Source organism: Nostoc sp., assembly GCF_036917095.1.
In the GTDB taxonomy this organism is placed as follows: domain Bacteria; phylum Cyanobacteriota; class Cyanobacteriia; order Cyanobacteriales; family Nostocaceae; genus Nostoc.
In genome coordinates this window covers 1-17,987 of sequence record NZ_JBALFH010000051.1, presented here as the reverse complement: position 1 = coordinate 17,987, position 17,987 = coordinate 1, and the positions used below count along the sequence as shown (strand labels likewise).

General features: G+C 44.7%; 15 protein-coding genes. 10 read left to right on the top strand and 5 right to left on the bottom strand.

Annotated elements, in window-relative coordinates:
- Window positions 1-216 precede the first annotated feature (216 nt).
- The 4 genes from V7L01_RS30620 to V7L01_RS30605 all read left to right on the top strand — a co-directional run bounded on the left by V7L01_RS30620 (window position 217) and on the right by V7L01_RS30605 (window position 5,694).
- Window positions 217-3,669, top strand: a complete 3,453-nt coding sequence (locus tag V7L01_RS30620; protein WP_335041624.1) for a two-partner secretion domain-containing protein — start codon at window positions 217-219, stop codon at window positions 3,667-3,669.
- 119 nt (window positions 3,670-3,788) lie between these two features.
- A complete protein-coding gene (locus V7L01_RS30615) occupies window positions 3,789-4,412 on the top strand; it encodes a TenA family protein (RefSeq protein WP_335041622.1) in 624 nt (207 codons plus the stop codon).
- A gap of 194 nt (window positions 4,413-4,606) precedes the next feature.
- Complete coding sequence (locus V7L01_RS30610; protein WP_335041619.1) at window positions 4,607-5,095, top strand: hypothetical protein; 489 nt, start codon at window positions 4,607-4,609, stop codon at window positions 5,093-5,095.
- 89 nt (window positions 5,096-5,184) lie between these two features.
- Window positions 5,185-5,694 carry a HEAT repeat domain-containing protein gene (locus V7L01_RS30605; protein ID WP_335041616.1) on the top strand — a complete coding sequence of 170 codons (510 nt, stop codon included), beginning with the start codon at window positions 5,185-5,187 and terminating at the stop codon, window positions 5,692-5,694.
- Between the two features lie 120 nt (window positions 5,695-5,814).
- Here V7L01_RS30605 and V7L01_RS30600 read toward each other — a convergent pair whose 3' ends face one another.
- The 4 genes from V7L01_RS30600 to V7L01_RS30585 form a co-directional block, all read right to left on the bottom strand.
- Complete coding sequence (locus tag V7L01_RS30600; RefSeq protein WP_335041613.1) at window positions 5,815-6,441, bottom strand: CDP-alcohol phosphatidyltransferase family protein; 627 nt, start codon at window positions 6,439-6,441, stop codon at window positions 5,815-5,817.
- A 36-nt stretch (window positions 6,442-6,477) separates the two neighbouring features.
- The gene (locus tag V7L01_RS30595) at window positions 6,478-7,344 is read right to left on the bottom strand and encodes an MBL fold metallo-hydrolase (protein WP_335041657.1); all 867 of its coding nucleotides are present in this window, start codon (window positions 7,342-7,344) and stop codon (window positions 6,478-6,480) included.
- A gap of 254 nt (window positions 7,345-7,598) precedes the next feature.
- Window positions 7,599-8,408, bottom strand: a complete 810-nt coding sequence (locus V7L01_RS30590) for an SDR family NAD(P)-dependent oxidoreductase (RefSeq protein ID WP_335041611.1) — start codon at window positions 8,406-8,408, stop codon at window positions 7,599-7,601.
- A gap of 230 nt (window positions 8,409-8,638) precedes the next feature.
- Window positions 8,639-10,294, bottom strand: coding sequence for a B12-binding domain-containing radical SAM protein (locus V7L01_RS30585; protein ID WP_335041609.1), 1,656 nt, complete (start codon window positions 10,292-10,294; stop codon window positions 8,639-8,641).
- Window positions 10,295-10,619: 325 nt separating this feature from the next.
- Between V7L01_RS30585 and V7L01_RS30580 the strand changes: the two genes are divergently transcribed.
- The 6 genes from V7L01_RS30580 to V7L01_RS30555 all read left to right on the top strand — a co-directional run bounded on the left by V7L01_RS30580 (window position 10,620) and on the right by V7L01_RS30555 (window position 16,437).
- Entirely contained in the window at window positions 10,620-12,239 is a 1,620-nt protein-coding gene (locus V7L01_RS30580; RefSeq protein WP_335041607.1) for a cyclic peptide export ABC transporter, read from the top strand.
- Window positions 12,240-13,442: 1,203 nt separating this feature from the next.
- On the top strand, window positions 13,443-14,075 hold the full coding sequence (locus V7L01_RS30575; RefSeq protein ID WP_335041604.1) for an MOSC domain-containing protein: 633 nt from the start codon (window positions 13,443-13,445) through the stop codon (window positions 14,073-14,075).
- A gap of 63 nt (window positions 14,076-14,138) precedes the next feature.
- The gene (locus tag V7L01_RS30570; RefSeq protein WP_335041601.1) at window positions 14,139-14,630 is read left to right on the top strand and encodes a cupin domain-containing protein; all 492 of its coding nucleotides are present in this window, start codon (window positions 14,139-14,141) and stop codon (window positions 14,628-14,630) included.
- Window positions 14,627-14,983 (top strand): hypothetical protein, encoded by a 357-nt coding sequence (locus tag V7L01_RS30565; protein WP_335041598.1) that lies wholly within the window; start codon window positions 14,627-14,629, stop codon window positions 14,981-14,983. The genes V7L01_RS30570 and V7L01_RS30565 overlap by 4 nt, the downstream gene beginning before the upstream one ends.
- 62 nt (window positions 14,984-15,045) lie before the next feature.
- Entirely contained in the window at window positions 15,046-15,795 is a 750-nt protein-coding gene (locus tag V7L01_RS30560) for a glucose 1-dehydrogenase (RefSeq protein ID WP_335041595.1), read from the top strand.
- A gap of 162 nt (window positions 15,796-15,957) precedes the next feature.
- A complete protein-coding gene (locus V7L01_RS30555; RefSeq protein WP_335041593.1) occupies window positions 15,958-16,437 on the top strand; it encodes a nuclear transport factor 2 family protein in 480 nt (159 codons plus the stop codon).
- A gap of 237 nt (window positions 16,438-16,674) precedes the next feature.
- Here the strand turns inward: V7L01_RS30555 and gntT are convergent.
- The coding region (gene gntT / locus V7L01_RS30550) for a guanitoxin biosynthesis MATE family efflux transporter GntT (RefSeq protein ID WP_335041591.1) at window positions 16,675-17,987 on the bottom strand (1,313 nt) is incomplete at its 5' end.

Here is a 17,987-nt window from a genome sequence, read left to right as displayed (position 1 = left end):
CAAATTTGTTTAAGTTGCTCTTGAGTCGGACTTGTAAAAACGAATATTGCACACATGAGGAAAGTAGCGTATGCAGTTTTCTGCAAAATAGCACGCACTATCATGCGATCGCACCAGACAAAATTATGCAACTATATTTGCATGAAAGGTGAATGCATTACCCAGCCGTTTACCCGATTGTAGATTTTATTTTAATTTCTTCAAAGTAAATTATTTATGAATCAATTACATCATCTGGGAAAAGGCAGTATTAAAAATATTGTTTATTTATGCCTAATATCGACTGCATTAAGCCAAGCTTCACCAGTGCAGGCACAAATCACACCCGATAACACTCTCTTGTCAGAAACTTCACAACTCAATCAAAATCAGATAATTAATGGCGCACTTGGCGACAAAATTAATGGTGGTGCAACACGCGGCAGCAATCTTTTTCATAGTTTCAGCGAGTTTAATATTCAAGACGGGCAACGTGTGTACTTTGCCAACCCCATTAGTATAGAAAATATATTGACGCGGGTAACAGGTGGGAATGCGTCAAATATTTTCGGGACATTGGGAGTTGATGGTACAGCAAATTTGTTTTTGATTAATCCTTCGGGGATTTTATTTGGGCAGAATGCACAGTTAGATGTGCAGGGGAGTTTTGTCGGGACAACAGCCAATGGAGTGCAATTTGGGAATCAGGGGATTTTCAATGCCACAAACCCGAAAGCACCAGCATTGTTGACAATTCAACCTTCGGCGTTGTGGTTTAATCAGCTGATTCAAAATGCAGGGATTCAAAATAACTCAATTGCACCAGCAGGAATAGATTCATCTGGGGTTAGTCGGTTTGGCTTACGAGTAGGAGATGGTAAAAGTTTGCTGCTAGTGGGCGGTAATGTCAGCATGGATGGTGGAAAATTGAATGCTCTTGGTGGGAGAGTGGAGTTAGGAGGGTTAGCAGAACCTGGAAATATTAATCTTGTTTTCAATAGTGATAATCTCAGCTTGAAATTTCCTGTTAATGTGACTCGTGCTTCTGTATCGCTTACTAATCAAGCAGGTGCGTTTGTGACTGGCGCTGGTGGCGGTGATATTGCTATCAATGCCCAAAATATAGAAATATTAGGCGGAAGTGTTCTTTCTGGTGGTATTGGAGTGGGTTTGGGGACAGCTGAGACTGTTGCAGGGGATATTACCGTAAATGCTGCCAGAGAAATCAAAGTTGTTGGTTCTGATAGCGGGATTGGCAATTTAGTGCGTTTGGGAGCAAAAGGTAAAGGAGGCAACATAACCATCGATTCTGGTTCTTTCTCTCTAAGTGATGGCGCTGGACTTGCTGCCTCAACTTCAGGAGTGGGGAATGCGGGGAATGTGACAGTGAGTGCAAAAAATGCTGTTTCTCTTGCAAATAATGTTGGCATCCTCAGCACAGTGGAAGCCGGAGGTGAAGGTAAGGGTGGTAATATCGAAATCAATGCTGCAACCCTCTCACTCACTGATGGTGCTCAACTCAATACTAGTACTCGTGGAGCATCTGATACTCAACCAGCAGGAACAGGGGATGCAGGCAATGTCAATGTGAAAGTGACAGGTGCTGTTGATATTGCTGGTCAGACAAACGATGTTAGAAGTGGGATTAGCAGCTTTGTGTCCATAGGAGCAGTTGGCAATGGGGGTAACATTACCATTGATTCTGGTTCATTCTCGTTACGCGATCGCGCTGTACTTTCTGCCTCAACTTCTGGGCAGGGAAATGCGGGGAATGTGACTGTGAGTGCAAGAAATGCTGTTTCCCTTGCAGATGCTGCTGGCATCTTCAGCGGGGTGGGAGCCGGAGGTGTCGGTAAGGGTGGCAATATCGACATCAATGCTGCAAACCTTTCACTCATTGATGGCGCATTCCTTTTTGCCTCAAATTCTGGGCAGGGAAATGCAGGCAATGTCAATATTAAGGTAACAGGTGTTGTTGATATTGCTGGGCAGAAAAACGGTCTTCAAAGTGGGATTTTCAGCTCTGTGGACACAGGAGGAGTTGGCAATGCGGGTAACATTACCATCAAATCTGGTGATTTCTCATTACGCGATCGCGCTCAACTTTCTGCCTCAACTTCAGGAGTGGGGAATGCGGGGAATGTGACAGTGAATGTAAAAAATGCTGTTTCCCTTGCAGATAATGCTTACATTCTCAGCACAGTGGATGCCGGAGGTGTGGGTAACGGTGGCAATATTGACATCAATACTGCAACCCTGTCACTCAATGATGGTGCTCAATTAGCAACCATTACTCGTGAACCATCTAATTCCGAACCAGCAGGAAGAGGGAATGCAGGCAATGTCAATATTAACGTAACAGGTGCTGTTGATATTGTTGGAGAGAAAAGGGGTATTGAAAGTGGGATTCGCAGCGATGTGGGTGTAGGAACAGTTGGCAATGGGGGTAACATTACCATCGATTCTGGTGATTTCTCATTACGCGATCGCGCTCAACTTTCTGCCTCAACTTCAGGATTTGGGAATGCTGGGAATGTGACAGTAAGGGCAAGAAATGCTGTTTCTCTTGCAGATAATGCTTACATCCTCAGCACCGTGGAAGCCGGAGGTGTGGGTAAGGGTGGCAATATTGACATCAATGCTACAACCCTGTCACTCACTAATGGTGCTCAATTAGGAAACATTACTAGTGCTGCATCTTATACCCAAGCAGCAGGAAGAGGGGATGCAGGCAATGTCAATGTGAAAGTAACAGGTGCTGTTGATATTGCTGGTCAGAAAAACGGTTTTGCCAGTGGCATTTTCAGCAATGTGGGCACAGGAACAGTTGGTAATGGGGGTAACATTACCATTGATTCTGGTAATTTCTCATTACGCGATCGCGCTCAACTTGTTGCTTCGATTTCTGGACAGGGGAATGCGGGGAATGTGACAGTGAGTGCCAAAAATGCTGTTACTCTTGCAGATAATGCTTACATCCTCAGCACTGTGGAAGCCGGAGGTGTCGGTAAGGGTGGCGATATCCACATCTACTCACCTAAAATTAGGTTAGACAACCAAAGCCAACTCAATGCCGAATCTGCATCCGGTAATGGTGGTAATATCAACCTCAATAGCGACTTATTCTTACTTCGTTATGGTGCTCAAATTTCCACCAGCGCAGGTACAGCGCAATCAGGTGGCGATGGCGGTAACATCAATATTAACTCAAGATTTATCATTGCATTTCCCAACGAAAACAGCGATATCAGCGCTAACGCCTTCAGTGGAACTGGTGGAAACATCCAAATCAACTCGCAAGGCATCTTCGGTATCGAGTCGCAGACAAAGCCAACCCCAAAAAGCGATATTATTGCAAGTTCGGAATTAGGCGTTTCCGGTGTAATTAGCAGTATTTTTGAAAAAAGCTTTACTGAATCCTCACCAAACGTCATCGATACCAATGCACTCATTGCCAATACCTGCATTTCACGCGGCACAAAGCGACAAGAAAACTCTTTTACCATCACAGGTTCCGGTGCGTTACGCTATAGTCCCGGAAATGGATTCGTTTCTTCACCCTATACAACTGGTGATGTGCGTAGTGTTGAACCAACATCGCGCCCCTGGAAAAAAGGCGATCCAATTATTGAACCACAGGGAGTATATCGATTACCCAATGGGCAATTAATCTTGAGTCGAAGTTGTTAAACAGAAATATTGCACACATGGGAAAAATCATATAATTAAGCTATGCGTTTCAATCCTCGCCCTCACTGGGAGGGCGTTGGCGAGCATCCCAACTTTTCAAAAATTCTGACTTTTAACAAATGACTTTATCTAACGAATTATGGGCAGCAAATCAAGACTTAGCCCAAGCTTGCCTAGAGCATCCTTTCGTTCAAGGCATTGGCGATGGTATTCTTGAGCAGGTGAAATTTGCTTACTACGTGGGGCAAGATGTTTTTTTCTTAGAAGCTTTCGCCCGTGCATACAGTATCGCCGCAGCTAAAGCACCAGACTGGTTAGGTTTTACCACATTTCATAACTTAGCTAGTGGAGTTTTAGAAGAACTGCGGCTGCATAGTGGCTATGCCAAACAGTGGGGAGTCAATTTGCATTCTGTGGAACCTGGCTATGCCACCCGCCGCTATACTGATTTTTTGTTAGCAACTGCTTGGGCTGGAGATGTGGGTTTAACTGCTACGGCGATGTCTCCTTGTATGCGTTTGTATGGCTTTTTGGGAGAACAGTTGGCTCTTCATGGTATTCCTAATCATCAATATGCAGACTGGATTCGTACTTACAGCAGCGCAGACTTTCAATCACTAACAAAACAATTAGAAACTTTAGTTGAGAATTATGCCACTACCAATGCTGTTGTGAATTCAACCTACCGTTATGCTATGTTTTGTGAGCGCGAATTTTTTCAGGCTGCGTGGATTTTGGAGTAGTCTGCCTATTTAAGTCAGCGAAATTGATAGGTTAGTTGCTCTCTAATCCTGGTTCGCTGATAACAAAGATTAACAGGTTTTAGCGATCGCGCGATCGCCCCACGGGTTTTCTAGGTTATGCTGACTCCATACCCCAGTTTGGGATGCTTGATGGTAAATTTTGATTAGATGCTCAACATAGTTAGGGGTATACTATGTGGTTTTGGGAAAAAGAATCGGTTGAGTATGAGGTGTTCAAGAAATACGAACCAGCGCTGGTAACTATCGGTGTTAATTTTGCAGATGCCGAAGTCCAAGATGCACTTGAAGGTTGTTCGTATGATTTAGAAGATGCCTTGCGAAGTTCAATTGAATATGCTCTGTGGTTGAGCGAACACGAGAAAGAGATTTTCCCCAATGCCTTATTGATTCGTGCTCTACAGGATAATTGGAAGCCTAAAGCATGGCATGATGAATATTTAGAATTGCCTATGTTTGAATCGCCTGGGCAGAGGTGGTGGAATGCCGCAGAAAAAATGTGGGGACGCGATGTGCGGAATCAATTGGTTGTTGATGTATTTTCTGACGAAGGTACAGAATTTATCAAATTCAGTAACGGTAAAGAGATTTTAGTAAAAACTGCATGGGTTTGGGGATGGGAACGATTGCTTGAATATGCCAGCCCAACATCTGTTTATCAATAATGGCTTTTTTAGCGTTGCAGAATAGAAATATGAATTAGTGCGTAGGCGTAGCCAGTCGTAGACATCGCAAAATATTAATAGGCTATAAAATGATAAGTAACACGATTGAAAAATATCTGAAATTATTCAAGGATTCTCCAAGACCCACTGAATCATCAAGACTTTTAGAGGAGATGAACAAGGAATTTGAGGCATCACCTCCTTCAGTTAGCGAAGTGATTCAGGAGTTGGAAAAATATGCTTCAAATCCAGAAGATTATCCTGGGGCTTGGTTTGTGATGATGGCAGCATGGAGTAACCTATCAAAGGATTACATACCTATACTTTGTCACATCCTCAATGATGAGAGCAATAATGGTCTTCATGAATCAGTTATTGAACTTTTGGATGTATTGCGCGATGAAAGAGCAATTCCTGCATTATCCAAGGCATTGACATACCAATGGTCTTATGATACATGGCTCAATGTGCCAAGAAAGTCTCTCCTAGCATTAGCAGAAATCGGAACTCCTGAAGCGAAGATGATTATAGAGTCGGCAGCTCAATCCCCTGAAGAGCTAATTAGCGAAGATGCAAATATGATATTAGACAATTGGTAAATTGATTAATCCATCAAGCATAAAATGCAAACAATACCTCCATACAAACAGCCATGAAAAAAAATAACTATTACGCTGTATTCATTTTTAATTTTTAATTTTTAATTCCGCCTCGCGGTACTAGTTTGATTCAGGCTGCGGGAGTGTCCAAAATTGCCAAATTACCCATGCAGCAAAGGTTGGTGCCCCAATTGTAGCTGCTATTAGTAACGGCTCTAGTCCATCCAGCAAGGTAACTATAGGAAACAAATACAGCACATCTTCAATGTCAAACCCGGCGAAATTTGGTTGACGGCTGGCGTCTTTACCTAAACGCTGTTCCATTTGGTTTCGCAAATGAAAGATGCAAGCAACAGACACGCCAGATACTATCCCCATAAGCAACGCCCACCAACCAAATTTTCCCTCCCTAAGACCATATCCAATACACACAAACAAAAGAATGTGGATGATGGCATCACTCACGAGGTCATACTGATGTCCCCATTTACTGCTTTTCCCACTCAAACGAGCTAATTCACCATCTGTGTGATCGAGAAAGTTGGATAAAGCAAATAGTCCTGCCCCAATGTTAACCCAAATGGCATCGCCAACTGCGTAGGCGTTGCCCGTCGTAGACATCGCAACGGTAGATGCCAGCCCAGTTACAAGTCGTACTGTAGTGAGATGATTGGGGTTTACCCAACTGTCTTTTAGAGGTCGAACTAGCCAGTAAGCAAGTTGAGCATCCCAAGGCTTTGCGATCATAGATGAACTTGAATTTGATGTGGTCTTTGAATATCCCTAACACTGCAAATTACCACATCCGTCTAAAGTTACAAATTTTTCTTGATGAACTTTCTCGTTTTGAGGGCTAGATTGGTCAGCGAACGCTTTGAACTCGACAGCATCGTGACTACAGAAGAGGCGCACGCCCTTATTGCGATCGCAGGGTAATGCGCGTAACCGATCTTGATTGAGCAACCGAGCCTTGCGATCCACCTCCATCATCCATTGGTAAGCACGCAAACCTGGCGTACAGCGTCTTTTGGATGAATCCATCTCGTGCCGATAAAAGTAGGCGTCACCTGCGTGCAGGAGCCAACCCTGTGGTGTATCGATCGCGATACCAGCATGACCCCGCGTGTGTCCAACAAGCGGGATGAAGAGAATCTCTGGCGGTAGTCCGTCGAGGTTACGTACTGCTTCAAAACCGAACCAAGGTTCGCCTCCCGCCGAATAGTACTTCCAGTGCTTAACCTCGTCCCACTGTTCTGGACGATAGCGCCGTTTGCCAATGAAGCCGTGCCGATCCTGGGCAGTCTCAATCTCAGTCTGCATTACGTGCACAGTTGCTTCCGGGAAATCCTCCAGACCACCGGCATGATCGAAATCGAGGTGAGTAAGCACAATATGACGCACATCTCGTGCGGAAAATCCCAGGCGCTCAACTTGCTCGATCGCCGTGTATTTTTTATCAAACTGGATGCCATTGAAATGAATGAAAAACGGGCTGAGGCGGGAGTAAGGGGATTTGATATCGCGCAGTCCGAAGCCAGTATCAATCAGAACAAGTCCCTGTTCTGTCTCAACGAGGAGACAGTGGCAGACGAGTTGAGCCGTCGGGCCGCGACTGAAGCCATCGAAGAGGGCCCCGCCAATCGGGCACATGCAGCCGCAATTGAGATGATGAATTTTCATAAATCCTCCGTTACGACTCTGACTTTAAATGTGTGAGATTGCCGACTGCGCGATTAGGCTCGCTGGTGCCGTTAGCCCAAGCGATCGCACCCCGCTTGAAAAAGAGGCAGGGGAGCAGGGAGCAGGGGGAAAAGGGGAAAATCCCCCTTCCTCAATTCCTTTTTTCCTCTGCCTCTTCATTGAAAAGAGTGCCGACTGAGTATATTCGCTTGATTAGGTGCAAATTACTTGTTGGCTGACCCCGGCTCACTGAGTTTGCGGTGCAGTTCAGCATTGACGGTATCAGGTAAGACCTGGCTTGCAGTGCCCTGAAGCTTGGTTTTGAGCGAACCAGCGATGATGGCATCCTTACCTGCCATCAAAGCCTCGAAACCCTGCTTGGCAACCTCAGCCGGATCGTCTTTTTGATCCGCGCCAACTTTTGTGTCGTCCATACCCGCACGGTGGAAGAAGTTGGTATCGGTCGGCCCGGGCATGAGGGCGGTGACGGTAACGCCCGTGTCCTTCAACTCGTTGCGTAGCCCCTCTGAAAAAGAATGCACAAACGCCTTGGAGGCGGCGTAAACTGTCTCGAACGGGCCGGGCATCAGGGCGGCAATCGAAGATGTGAAAAGGATTCGACCTTCGCCACGCTCAACCATATCCTTCACCACCCGTTTAGCGAGATGTACAGAGGACACAACGTTCAGATCGATCAGATTCAGTTCGTCCTTCAGGTCGGTTTCACGGGCGAACTCACCACCGACACCAACCCCCGCGTTGATGGCGATCGCATCTACTGGTCGCCCAGTCGCCTTAATCTGGTTGTACAGTGTCTCAACACCCTCATAGCTTGCCAGATCGGCCTGCACTGTCTCAACCTTTGCACCCAGCCCCTCAAAGGCTTGAGCAGCTTCGTTAATGCTCGATCCGGTGGCTGTAACTAGGAGATCGAAGCCGTTTTGGGCAAACTGTTTTGCAAGTTCGTAACCGATGCCGTTAGAGGCACCTGTCACGACAGCCAGGGGTCGGGCCAACGAACTGTTCGTAACCATTTAAAACTCCTATGTAACTGCTCCACACTCGCTTGCAATAGCTTGGTTTTCTCGCTACCAAAAATTGCGTAGACTGTGGGCTTTCAACCCTTACAATGTTAGGCAGTTAGCAGTGCGATCGCGTCTTTCCAAAGAAGGATCGCGAGTGTGTCTTTCAGGTTACTTTTCTAGAGTTCTGTATTTACTTTTAACAGACTTTCAGCCTCTCAAAACTTATTTTACTTGTGACGCTAGCTACGAACTTTCGTAACAATTTTCTGGGAATAAAATGAAGCCGATTCTTCGTTTTTGGAGCAATCTTGGGCAAACTTAATCAAATGGTGTCCGACAAGTCCAACGTGAACCAAGTTTTCAATATTACCTGCTTTCAATGCTGGCTTGGCCATTTTCCAAAAAGTTTGACGATAGTTACTAAATATGCCTATCCGCACCAAAATATTAGTTAAATAAGTTAAACCTTTGCGAATATTAGCCGCAGAAGTCCGAGAGGGGCTGTTAGGAACTTCGATGCGGTTTGGATAGGTGTGTTCCATGTTGTAAGCAAAGCGCTGATATAAAAATTCTGGCTCATAAGCAGTTGTGATGCAGCGCCGCCACATCTCAATAACTTGCTCGTAGGGCATCAAAAACTCAACATTTGATTCGCGACTTTCATCAAAGATAAGTCGTCCTTCTGCTTCTAACCTCCGCCATAAAGGAGTTCTCGGTAATGCATGGAGCAAGTTAATTGTCAACATCGGAATTTGCGATGCCCGGATAAATTCGATAATTCGGTCTGCTGTTTCTGGTGTATCTGTATCTAACCCGATGATGATTCCTGATACTACTTCCATGCCATAGCTATTTAAAACCTGAATCGCTTTTAAGATTGGCATACTCAGATTTTGGTCTTTGGAAATCGCATGGAGAGCATTTGGTTCTGGTGTTTCGATACCACAAAAAATTGTGCAGAAATAAGCTTCGCGCATCATTTCCAGCAGCTTTGGACTTTGAGCTAGGTTGAGCGTTGCTTCACAGGCAAACTGGATGGGGTAGCCATTGCGTTTTTGCCAGTCAATCAGATGAGGAAGTAACTTCATAGCGGCGCGGCGATCGCCAACAAAGTTATCATCGACAAAATACACTGCCCCCAAATTACCAGATTGTCGCATTGCGTCTAACTCCGCGACTACTTGCTCTGGTGTTTTCATCCGGGGGCTGTTGCCATAGAGTTCGGGAATATCACAAAACTCGCAGTGATAAGGGCAACCACTAGAAAACTGCACATTTGCCAGGAAATAATCATTGATATTCAGCAAATGATAAGCTGGGGTGGGAAACTCTGTTAAGGGTAAACGTTCCTTGGTTTCAAAGCGAATTTGCGTTTGGGGACGTTGAGAGTTTTGGTCTAGATATTCGATCATGCGATCGCTTGCATCTCCCAACTCACCCAAATGTAAAATGTCAAACTCAGGATAATATTCTGGACACCCAGATACCGAGGGGCCACCCACAACTGTAATTTTACCCGCTCGATGGGCAAGTTCATTAATTTGATTAATCTGTGGTTTCTGGATATGCATTCCACTCACAATCACCACATCAGCCCATTGATAATCAGCCCTAGTTGCTGATTTAACATTCTCATCAATAAACCGGACTTCCCATTCTTTAGGTAAGTAGGCAGCCACAATTAAAATACCTTGGGGTGGCATAAAAGCCCGCACACTTCCCATAAGTGGGTAGGCGTGATGAAAAGTCCCAAAAGAGCGGCTGTACTTGGGAAAGATACACAGAATGCGTCGATGCTGCGAAGGAACGTAGCGGGTTCCTTGAGCAGTTGGAGCGGTTTGAGAATCGCCCGCTACATGAATTTGTTTATCCAAAGACTTTAGATTCACTGTCATCGCAAATTTCACCCCAGAAAACTGAGCAGCTAACTTGACAATCTACTGGCAGAATCAGCCGTAATTCCAATTAGCTTACCGCGATCTTTCAGAAGTTTTTAACTGTAAAATATAAAATCTACCCTAAAAGCACAAACTTAATTGGTTTGCAAGCCACTGTGATGGAAATCGGGCATTGGGGAGCCAGTACTGAACGCGAGTGCGTCTCCCTTTGGAGAAGACGGTTTTGCGTCGCAGGTGACTGGCATCCGGGTAATGTCCAACTTGTACTCCATTGGAGAATCCGTAGGATAGCAATTGGCGTCATGGGGTATGAGCGTTTGTTATGAATTTGATTTACTTTCTTTTGCGTTCTTCTTGGGGGATGGTAGCGGTAGCGATCGCTACCGGATTTTTGAGTGGTGGTAGTAGTGCTGGGTTGATTGCCTTAATTAGCCATGCTGCAAGTAGCGGTAGTGCTTCCCGCCTCACCTCGATAATTTGGGGTTTTGCGGGGCTGGCGATAGTTGCATTAATTACCAGTATTCTTTCTCAAGTGATGCTGATTCGCCTTTCTCAGAATGCAGTCTTGCAATTACGAATGCGTTTGAGCCGTCAGATTCTCGCTTCCGAGTTGAGCCATCTGGAACGCTTAGGGAATTCTCGATTATTGGCAACTCTAACAGAAGATATTCAGGCGGTTGCTAATGCTGTTTATCAGATGCCTTTCATTTTTATTAATTTAGCGATCGTCCTGGGTTGTATAACATATATAACCTGGCTTTCTTGGTTAGTATTGTTGATGGTTTGTGGTATTTCAGTAGTAGCGATCGCTAGTTGTCAGTGGCTACTCAACAGAGGCGGGAAATTGCTGGCTCTAGCTCGTGAAGATGAAGACCATCTATTTAAACATTTTCGCACCATTACCGAAGGAGTCAAGGAACTCAAGCTTAACTACAGGCGGCGTCAAGACTTTTTAGAAGAAAAGCTGCAATCAACTGCTAACGAGTTCCGCCATCACAACGTTAACGGTCTAACCCTTTTTGCCATAACTTCAAGCTGGGGTCAACTCATATTCTTTTTTGCCCTCGGTTTTGTACTGTTCGCGCTGCCTAATCTGCTTACCATCAACCGCGAAACTCTCTCTGGCTACATTTTGACTTTCACTTACTTGGTGTTGCCAATGGATAACATCATCAGCAAACTTCCTCTATTAAGCAAAGCCAGCATTGCCTTCCAAAAAATCGAGTCGCTGGGTTTATCTCTAGCTAGTCGAACCGAAATATCGACTGTTCCACCTGCCCTTAAATCTGACTGGCACAGCTTGAAATTTAAAAGTGTTACCCACACTTACTACACAGAGCAAGAAGACAATAGTTTTATCTTTGGCCCCATCGACCTGACACTGTACCCTCAAGAATTAGTCTTCATTGTCGGCGGGAATGGTAGCGGAAAATCTACCCTAGCGAAACTAATTACCGGACTTTACATCCCTGAAAACGGCGAAATTTTGTTTGATGAAGAGTTAATTAACGAACAGAACCGAGAATGGTATCGCCAGCATTTTTCCGTAGTATTTTCTGATTTTTATTTATTTGAAGAACTTTTAGGATTAAAAAATTCTAACTTGGATGCTCAAGCCACAAAATATTTAAAACAACTACAACTAGACCATAAGGTGAAAGTTGAAAATGGACAACTTTCTACCACTGCTCTTTCTCAAGGACAACGGAAACGCCTAGCTTTACTCACAGCGTATTTGGAAGATCGACCAATTTATCTATTTGATGAGTGGGCAGCCGATCAAGATCCAGTATTCAAAGAAGTATTCTACACTCAACTTTTACCAGAACTGCGATCGCGGGGCAAAACAGTGCTGGTGATTAGCCATGACGATCGCTATTTTCATTTAGCAGACCGAATTATCAAACTTGACTATGGACAAATAGAGTACGACAAAACTTAAGCCCGACTTTATCCAAGGAGACAGATAGCGCAGCATAAAGCCTTCTCTACGAGACGCTGCGCTATCTGCATAGCAACTCTTAGAGAGGCTGCGCCAACGCTTAGAGCGAGTACGCGAACCATTGCGAGTTTGCGGTTTAAGACCCCCACCAAATTTTTAAGGATGATGAACTTTTGTCGTTGGATTGTGCAGGTGTACGACCGGAACAATCCTTGGGCTTTGTCTTGCTCAAAAAACGCCTTCGTGGTAGAGCGCACTTTTGATTGGGTGATGGGGTGTCGGCAGTTGGTCAATACTTCTCGGATAAGGGTTGAGTCGTCCTAAATTCAGATCCCCCCGCCTACGGCGACCCACTTAAAAAGGGGGTAAAAGAGGGTTATAAGCCCCCCTTTAAAAAGGGGGTTGGGGGGATCTGCAACGACTAATTGCGCTAACCGAGAAGTATTGGGTGGTTGGTCACCAGACGTTGAGTTATTGCCCGAAACATCAAAGACGTTTATTTACCTTGCCACGATCCGGATGGTGGTGAGGCGATTAGCATAAAATTTGACCCCTCAAAACTTTTCAAACACCCTCTAAGGTTTGAATTTAGTTTCCAACTTTGGTTAGAGCCAACCTTCCTCTTTTATATGGACTGATTCATCAATCATTCTATTGTGCAAAAGTTCCAACTCTGAGTGGACGACAAGTTAGAGTCAATTCTATATATTGAATTCATGCAAACACAGATAGCAATTTAGCTGCAAGATTTAAATTGGCTTTGCTCGGCTAATCGCAGCAGTTGGGACACTGGATGAGAAAGAAACACCGGATATGGAGCTAGCTGAACGCATTTTTGCTGAGATAGGCGACGAAATTCTAGGGCCGCCCGGAACCTTACTCTCGGTATGATGCTATGAGGACATAGCAATTTTCTTATACCAATTCTTTCTGAAGCTGCATAGAATTCGATCCCCCCTAGCCCACGCCAGTCGCTCCACTTGGGGAGACCCCAAGACCGCGCTGGCTCCCCTTAAAAAGGGGGGAATTCAAAGTCCCCCGATAAATTGGGGGATTTAGGGGGATCAAGATATGTGCAACTTCACATTAAATTGGTATTAGGACGATGAACAAAACCAGTGCAGAAATCAGGTATAAAAATAGGGCGATCGCTAGAAAGTTTCACACAGCATATTACAGTTAAATAATAAAAAAAATTGACTAATGAAACTCATCTCTCTCAACGTCGGACTTCCGCGTGAAGTGACCTGGAAAGGTAAAACAGTTAGCACCGGAATTTTCAAAGAGCCAGTAAGCGATCGCCTCATGGTGCGATCGCTTAATTTAGACGGCGATCGACAAGCCGATCTAACCGTTCATGGAGGACTAGACAAAGCGGTTTATGTATACCCCTTCGAGCATTACGATTACTGGCGAGGTGAATTGCCTGACACAGAGTTGCCGCTAGGCATCTTTGGTGAAAATTTCACAACCACTGGGCTGAGAGAAGACGAGGTGAATATTGGCGATCGCTTTCGTATCGGCACTGTAACGTTAATGGTCACACAACCTCGCCTACCCTGCTACAAACTTGGGATTCGGTTTGGAAAACCTGATATAGTTAAACGATTTCTCGCAAGTCGTCGAACCGGATTTTACTTCCGTGTTTTGCAAGAAGGCGAAGTCGGAGTCGGAGACACTCTAGAGTTGGTGAGCCGGGATGATAACAACATCACGGTTGCTGATATTATTCAACTTTATGTGCGCGAGCAGGGCAATCCAGAGTTACTTCACCGTGCCGCTCAACTTGAAGCCTTACCCGAAAGTTGGCGCGACTATTTCCAGCGAATGGAATGAAATATAGGGCTTGTGTAGATTGGTTGAGGCACAAAACCCAACTAAAAAAGGAGAGTAATTACAATGACAATTCATCAAAACGGACTTTTTGTTGAACCGGATCGAGGTCGTTCTTACTACTTGGGTCAAGACCTCTATACTTTCAAAGCAATTGGTGAAGAGACAGGGGAAGCCTATGCGCTTTGTGAGATAATCGTTGCACCTGGTGGCGGTACGCCTCCCCATCGGCACACCAGAGAAAATGAATCATTCTATGTTCAAGACGGAGAGATTGAATTCCAGCTAGACGATCGCACCCTTGTTGCAACGACTGGAACTTTCCTCTATTCGCCCAAAGGTCAGCTTCATCGATTTACCAATACCAGCTCTGTATCTGCCAAACTGTTGGTTTGGGTGACACCTGCTGGATTTGAGAAATTTATTGCCGAAATTGGAAAGGCGGTAAATGGTCAAATTACATCTTCCCCACCATTGACTTCTGAAGATTTAGATAAAATCCTCGCCACTTCACCCAAGTATGGCATCGAGATTATTCCTCCGCCTCCTGAGCTATGACAACACCAGGACTTATACCATTTCTTTGTGAGGCTGCGCCAAACCCTTTTAACTTCTTTCTTTGTGTCCTACCCTTCGGGAAGCCACTTCGTGTCTATGCGTCCTTTGCGGTAGCCTGCGGCAAGCCGCTGACGCTCCTTCTCTGCGAGACGCTACGCGAACGTCGCTACCGCTTCGCTAATGCGTCTACGTTTTTCTTCCTTGTACTTAAATATGGTTTAGCGCATCTTCATACAGAATTGGTATTACGCAAAGCAACAAGTTTTAATTATGGGCTGGAAGAAGAAGGAGATGCGATCGCAAATCACATCACGCAATTTCTCACGCCACGGCTGCAACCCATCTCTGTCTAATGGGTGCAACATATCCGTCGCTTTATAAAAACTCAAGTTGGACAACCACAGGATTCATCATCATGAAAAAACTAGAAGGAAAAGTCGCTCTTGTCACCGGCGGCACTAGCGGCATCGGTCTTGCCACAGCCAAGCGTTTCGTTGCCGAAGGAGCCTATGTCTTCATTACAGGTCGTCGCCAAACTGAACTAGATGCTGCTGTGAAGGCGATCGGTGAAAACGTCACGGGTGTTCAGAGCGATGCCTCCAACCTGGCAGACCTCGATCGCCTATTCGCCACAATCAAACAAGAGCAAGGACACCTCGATGCGATCTTCGCCAATGCTGGCGGTGGAGAACTCGCCCCACTCGGCGAAATCACCGAAGAACACTTTGACAAAATATTCAACACTAACGTCAAAGGTGTGCTGTTCACCGTGCAGAAGGCACTGCCTCTGTTGCCAGAGGGCGCTTCCATCATTTTGAACGCCTCGATTACTTCTATAAAAGGCACCCCAGCCTTCAGCGTTTACAGCGCGACTAAAGCTGCCGTGCGATCGTTTGCCCGTAATTGGATACTCGACCTCAAAGAGCGCAAAATCCGGGTAAACGCCATTAGTCCTGGCGTGGTTCCGACTCCTGGTTACAATCTTTTGGGACTGAATGATGAGCAGGTGCAGGCATTCGTGGACAGCCAAGCCAGCACCATCCCTCTGGGAAGGGTTGGCACGCCCGATGAAATTGCCAAAGCCGTTGTCTTTCTTGCTTCAGACGACAGCAGCTTTGTGAACGGCATCGAGCTGTTTGTCGATGGCGGTATGGCACAGATTTGAAGCGCCCTAAAAGCGATCGCTAATGTTTCAAGCGGGTTGTGTATTGTTAACTTTTCGCTCAACTCAAGCACTAAAGGAGGGAGGAATAGATCGGGTAATTCTCCCTTTAAGCTTGAATTAGCTCATAGAAAAGCTTAAAATGGCATTCTACACCACCACGCTATGAATAACCCCGAAAATCCTCGACTACCCCTGCCGCCTTTTGATAATGAATCCGCCATCCAAAAAGTCCGAATCGCAGAGGATGCTTGGAATACACATAACCCAGAACTAGTATCACTGGCTTACACATCGGATAGCGTTTGGCGCAATCGCTCAGAATTTCTATCTGGTCGTGAGGCGATCGTCCAGTTCTTGACACGTAAGTGGCTTAAAGAATTGGACTACCGTTTGATCAAAGAGCTTTGGGCTTTTCAGGACAACCGAATTGCTGTCCGGTTTGCTTACGAATGGCATGATGACTCCGGCAACTGGTTCCGTTCCTACGGCAATGAAAATTGGGAGTTCGACGAACACGGTTTCATGCGATGGCGGATTGCTAGCATCAACGACCTGCCAATTCAGGAGAGCGATCGCAAATACCACTGGATACTGGGTCGTCGTCCCGACGGTCATCCCGGATTGTCCGACCTCAATCTTTGAAAATTAGATTGTGCTTGCGTCTAGACATTAATAAAACTCTTTAATTTCAATCTTCATCTTCATATTATTTAGAGTTATCATCGTAATTTTCTAAGTGACACTCCACCATAAGTTTTCGTTAAGTACAGGACTTACGCACAGTCTACGAATTCTCGGCGCTCTTCTCTAACGAGACGCTACGCGATGGCGGTTCGATAAATTAAGCTTTTTAGCAATTTTTGCGTAAGTCCTGAAGTACTATCTTTTACTTAATGTTTTTGGTATGTACAATGCCAAAGTTATTGTTCTTGCTGCCATAAATAAAGACATTGATAGCCATAGTAAATGACTATTATGGAAATACATTGCTGTAATTGCTGATGGAATAAAACCGATTATAGTGGCTATAAGCATAGCTTGACGAAGTGTATGACCTTGAGTCAATCCTAGAAAATAGCCGTCTAGCGCATAAGCGACTGAGCCAAAACCTAAAACTGGTAACAACCACGGAATATAAGAGCGTAAATTATTGATAATTTCAGTATGATTGGTCAGTAATCTTAACAGTGATTCCGGAGCAAAAATAAATGCAGTAGCAAACATTAATCCGATAACTAAGCTACTCACTACAGAAGTTTGCAAGAGTTGTTTTAAAGAAGTAATATTTCCACTACCTTGAAAAATTCCAGCCAAGCTCTCAGTAGCGAATGCCAAGCCATCAATGAAATATGCTGCCAAGCTCACTACTTGCATCAAGAGGGTATTTGCCGCCAGAATTTCAGTTCCTAACATGGAACTGAGGTTACTAAACATCGCCATTGTCGAAATTAAAGCGAAAGTCCGAATAATAATTTCTCCATTCAGCATTAAAGCTGATTTTAAAGCAGACGGGTCAAATAGTTCCCCAATTAAAGCTTGTATTTGCTTAAATGAAATTGTTTGACAATATAGCAAAATCCCTACCATTAGCATGAGATACTGACTAATGGCTGTCGCTAACCCAGCTCCTCTACTTGACCATCCCCACTGAACAATAAATAGATAATCTAGTAGTACATTTGCACAATTGCTAATAGCTGAAAGCAACAACACTTTACTACTTTGTGCTTGTCCAAGAAACCAACCAATCAAGACAAAGTTAATCAAGGTTGCTGGGGCACCCCATACTAAAGCATTATAGAAATCAACTCCAGAACTTTTAACTTCTGGTGTCGCACTTAGAATCGCAAACCCTAATATTTGTAAAGGTTGTTGAAATATCAGGATGGCTAGTCCTAATATCAGTGCTAAAATTCCATGCTGTAAACCAATCAGTACTGCCGATTGCTTATCTTGACGCCCGATTGCCTGTGCAACCATTCCAGTTGTACCCATGCGTAAGAAACCGAATGTCCAATAAATATAATTGAATAAAATTGTTGCTAGTGCCACACCTGCTAAATGACGAATTTCCGTTAAATGCCCTAAAAACATTACATCTATAGGAATCATATTTGATTTCTGAAAAAAACTAAGAGATAATACTGAGGCATATATATGTCTAAGAACGAACAATGATAAACCAGCATCTA